The 4,898-nt window shown below is 53.2% G+C and carries 3 protein-coding genes; 2 read left to right on the top strand and 1 reads right to left on the bottom strand.

Features of this window, described 5'->3' with window-relative positions; genetic code table 11:
* Positions 1-111: 111 nt before the first annotated feature.
* Positions 112-2,457 carry a clamp-binding protein CrfC gene (gene crfC / locus ACSZPU_RS23390; protein WP_499003800.1) on the top strand — a complete coding sequence of 782 codons (2,346 nt, stop codon included), beginning with the start codon at positions 112-114 and terminating at the stop codon, positions 2,455-2,457.
* A gap of 2 nt (positions 2,458-2,459) precedes the next feature.
* Entirely contained in the window at positions 2,460-3,341 is an 882-nt protein-coding gene (locus ACSZPU_RS23385; RefSeq protein ID WP_499003797.1) for a diguanylate cyclase regulator RdcB family protein, read from the top strand.
* Positions 3,342-3,447: 106 nt separating this feature from the next.
* Here ACSZPU_RS23385 and kdgT read toward each other — a convergent pair whose 3' ends face one another.
* Positions 3,448-4,446, bottom strand: a complete 999-nt coding sequence (gene kdgT, locus ACSZPU_RS23380; protein WP_499003793.1) for a 2-keto-3-deoxygluconate transporter — start codon at positions 4,444-4,446, stop codon at positions 3,448-3,450.
* Positions 4,447-4,898 lie beyond the last annotated feature (452 nt).

The raw sequence follows: 4,898 nt of genomic DNA, 5'->3' as shown, positions 1-4,898 counted from the left end.
GCCTCATTTCTCGCTGCCGTCCAGATCAGATGCATCGCTCTCTGGGCTAAAATCTTGTGACGACACTATCTAATAAAAGTAAGAAATTTGCGTTAAGGAAAGACTTTTATCATGCACACACAGACAATTTTCGAATTAAGCCAGGAAGCAGAGAGGCTGTTGCAGCTCTCCCTGCACAATTTGCAGGCACTCAAAGCCCTGCCGATTGCAACGTTTGATGAGGCGGCTTCCGGCAAAGCAGATAACGCAAATGTACTGCCATTACATTTTAGTGCTCGCGGCATCGAAACGCAGCAAGCCACTCTGCACAACGAATTACGGAAAATCACCCGACTGGAGATGGTGTTAGCGATCGTCGGGACCATGAAAGCGGGTAAATCGACCACAATCAACGCGATTGTGGGGACTGAGGTTTTGCCTAATCGCAACCGTCCGATGACGGCGCTGCCGACATTGATTCGCCACACGCCGGGCCAGAAAGAGCCTGTGCTGCATTTCGCCCATGTCGGCCCCATCGATACCTTAACCCAGCAGCTTCAGATGCGGCTTTATACCTATGACCGCGAAAAGCTGGCGCAAAAGCTCGAAATCGATAAGGACATGAGTTCCCTGCTTGAACGCATCGCGCAGGGGGATGCATTCGATAAACATTATCTGGGCGCGCAGCCCATTTTTCATTGTTTAAAAAGCCTTAACGATTTGGTGCGCCTGTCCAAAGCGCTGGACGTGGATTTTCCCTTCTCAGCTTACGCCTCTGTAGAAAATATCCCGGTGATTGAAGTGGAGTTCGTCCACCTGGCGGGACTGGAAAACGACGTCGGTCAGCTGACATTACTGGATACTCCTGGGCCAAACGAAGCGGGACAGCCGCATCTGCAAAAGATGCTCAATGAGCAGCTGGCGCGTGCATCCGCAGTGCTGGCGGTGATGGATTACACCCAGCTTAAGTCGATCTCCGATGAAGAGGTGCGCCATGCGATTTCCGCCGTGGGGCGCTCTGTGCCGCTGTACGCACTGGTCAATAAATTCGACCAGAAAGACCGTAATAGCGATGACGAAGACCAGGTGCGGGCGCTGATCGCCGGAACCTTAATGAAAGGGTATATCAACCCGACTCAGATTTTCCCTGTCTCTTCGATGTGGGGATATCTGGCGAATCGCGCCCGTCATGAAATCAAATTGCAGGGGAAATTGCCCGATCCGGATGAGCAGCGTTGGGTGCAGGACTTTGCCGAAGCGGCGTTGGGCAGACGCTGGCGGATGACCGACCTGGACGATGTCGAGCATATTCATCATGCCGCCGACCTGCTGTGGGAAGATTCGCTGTTTGAGCAGCCTATCCGCAAGTTGCTGCATGCTGCACATGCTAATGCGTCGCTGTATGCCCTGCGTTCGGCGTCGCATAAGCTGCTCAATTACGCCCAGAGCGCCCGGGAATATCTCGATTTCCGCTATCAGGGCCTGACGGTGGCGTTTGAAAACCTTGAGCACAATATTTCGCGTCTGGAAGACGATATGACGCTGCTGAAAAATTGCCAGGAGAGCGTCAGCGACGAAATTGATCATGAGGTGGATGAGGCGCTGGCAGCGGCGGATGTATTCATTCAGAACCAGCAGCTGGAAATTATCGAATCCATTAATACCTGGTTCCGCGATGGCAAGATGATGGAAATGGCCAGCGAAAGCCAGGCCGATATGCGCCTTGATGCTGAGTTTTCTCCCGGACAACTGGTGCTGGAAGATGAAGGCCAGGCGCAGATCGTTCTGAGCAAAATGCGCTCCTCCTGCGAGGCGATTTTTGTTAACGCCCAGGAGAAAATCAGCCGCGAGCTGGCGATGCGTTTTGATCAGCTGGAAAATACCCTGACTCGCTCACTCAACGACGCGATGCGCCCGATTGAGATGCGAATCAAAGAAGAGCTCAGCCATGCCGGATTCCGGGCGCGCATCAGTTTTCCGGCCTTCCAGACCAGTGCGCTCAATTTCAATACCCGCCAGCTTTTTACTAACGCAATAGCCCCGGAAGATACCCCGGCAGGGCAGGCACCGCGCGGCGGAAGCGTACGTGAAACGGTCTCTCGTTGGTTAAATTACCCAAGCTGGGGATGGGATGATTACGTTGTTACCCGTACGCGCTATGTGATTGATGTGACGTCGTTGCACAACAAGCTAATTCAGCATGTTGCTAATTTTTGTGAACAAATTCGTAAAGCTTTGGCCGCCCAGGTCGATGTTTCTGTTACGGCAGGGATGGCAACTTTCTTTGCCGAGTTCTCGCTTAGCCTGGCGGGACTACAAGAGAGTTTGCGTGACAGTCTGGCGATCCGTCAGCAAAACGAATCGTCAGTGTTAGCATTGCGGCAGCACCTGCGACACTGCATCAAGACAGCCAACTGGATTCAGGAAGACGCACGTCTGTTACGCGATGATATACAAACACTATTCGCAGCAGAGTGATTATGAAAAACCGACTACTGGAAGGGCCTGGGCGAACGCTTGAGTGCATTCATCCGAAATTCATTGTGGATTTAGTGCAGGGTGCTGATGCGCCTCGCCAGAGTCAGATTGTGCCCCAACAGCAGTTGTTTCGTGAAAGATTGACCCAGGAAGTGATGGCGCAAACCCAATTGCGCCCGTGGGCGATGTCCGGCGTACTTAATGAGAATGACAGCTTACGTCTGGGGCTGGCGGAAAAGCTGGCCAGCATGCTCGATCCTGGTCACCTGGCGCTGACGCGCATCACTCAGCGGCTGGTCTCTTTACAGCAGGCCGAACAGCGCCGCCTCGCCAATAACACGCAGAACAATCAGCAGCAGTACGATGAACTGATCGAGCACTTTAGCCAGCGTGCGAGCTGGAAAGAGAAGGCGCTCGGCCAGCGAGGCTTAACCGTGCAGGCAGGGAATCATAGCGAACAAATTTTTACCCGCTGGCGGGCCGGTAATTACAACGGCTGGTCGATGGCGGGCCGCTGCTATGTTGCGCTGGAAGAGTTGCGTTGGGGGGCTTTTGGCGATGCCTGCCGCCTGGCGAGCAGCGAGGTGGCCTCCATGCTGAAAGATAATCTGCGCGCGATGGCCTCCGATTTTCTGGCTCAGGGTATTAACGCTGCGCCTGCCACACGGCATTTTTATCACCAGTGGCTGACAACCCCCGCAACACCGGGCCTGATGGATTATAAAGATCTGCTGGGCTGGCTTGGCGACTGGTGCGATGCGGAGCGCCATCCTATTTGCTGGTCAGTGACCCAAAGCTGGCAGACGGTGGCGTTAGGGATGCCAAGACTGTGTTCGGCGTCGCGCTTAGCCAGCGCCATGGTGGATGAGATTTTCGGCGAGTAAAAAGATATGCCCTGCAATTAACCAATGTTGATGGCTAATTGCAGGACGTAGCTACAAATCTGCAAAGAGAAGCCCCCGGCGTGGCGTTCGTCGGGGGCTTTTTTATTTAGTGGTTAAGCGATGCGGCGGGTTTCTCTGCCGCTTTGACAGGCTCAGGCACTTCGCCGAACCGTCTGGCGTACAGTGCGGTGATGATCGGCACCAGGATCGCCGTCACAATCACACTTGCCGCCACCAGTGCTGTTGCAGAGGCCGCAACCGGCTCAAACGCGGGGTTGATCTGCGCGATGATTACCGGGTTTGCTACTGCCGCCCCTGCCGCAGAGGATGCGGCGACACCTGCTGTACCATTACCGCCGCCAATTACCCTGTCGGCAATGATCAGCGGAATACCGGTGATGATGATAACCGCGATACCCAGCACAATACCCAGCAGGCCGGTGTCGAGGATCACTTTCAGGTTGATGGTATTACCCAGCGCGAAGCCGAAGAACGGAATCAGTACCGGCGTGGCTTTACTAAAGAAAGAACGCAGGTCGTGGTCGAGGTTGCCCAGCGCAAAGCCAATCAGAAACGGCAGTACGGCACCGATAAAGTGATGCGGCTCGAAAGAGGCCTGGCCAGCAGAACCCAGAATGACCATGGTCATCAGCGGGCCGGATTCCAGCGACATCAGGACGAATGCCCCCGACTCTTCTTTGGTGCCGTACTGATTCATCAGGCTGGCGTACAGGCCGCCGTTGGTCATATCCATCGCGGAAACGATCGCCAGCACCGAGAGCCCGGCGAAGAAGCCTGTCTGGATGCCGCCTTCCGGGATGAAGGTCGCGGCGATCATCGCCACCAGCCAGGCCACGGCGATTTTGGTCAGCACCAGAGTGCCGGATTTGCGTAATACGGTACCGGTGGCGCGCAGGTCAATTGACGCGCCGATACAGAAGAACCAAACGGCGAGAATAGGGACGGTACCCGTGATCATGCCTTTGGTAAACGACCCGAAATAAGCGCCGGTATCCGGTGCCAGCGTATTTAAAATTGCCCCAAGCAGCAAAGGTATTAGCATCATCCCACCAGGGATGCGTTCAATGGTGGCTTTGATTTTCATTATGAATCCTCATATCTCATCATGTGAAATGACCGAGAAAATAAAAAACACGCTATTCAATGAGTTAAACCTTCCTGGTTTTAATTTGTTCAATGCCCGGAGCAGTGTTAATCCTTTCCGGGTGCACCGTCGCTGTCCTTATCTGTTTTGTGTCTGGGCGTATGATGCGATCATTGGAATATTGATTCAATTAAAATAAAACAGTGTTCTAGTTATCTTCATCACATATTCCGCGTAAAGATTTCTATGTGAATATTTAAATAACTTTGCGTTACGGAATTTTTGAAAAAAGTATACGGCTAGCAGAATAATAATAACGGGGGGTATAGCGTATCTGTATGAATTGAAACTGCGGTGACTTTATAAGCTAAGAACACACTTGGCGGATTCAACTCCGAAGTGCAACGCTAAGCCGCCAATCTTAGCTCTGCAAACACCACAGACGGTTGCCT

Source organism: Phytobacter sp. V69, assembly GCF_965644215.1.
Taxonomy (GTDB): domain Bacteria; phylum Pseudomonadota; class Gammaproteobacteria; order Enterobacterales; family Enterobacteriaceae; genus Phytobacter.
Note: the sequence above shows the minus strand (reverse complement) of the source record. Positions and strands in the feature narration are given on the sequence as shown.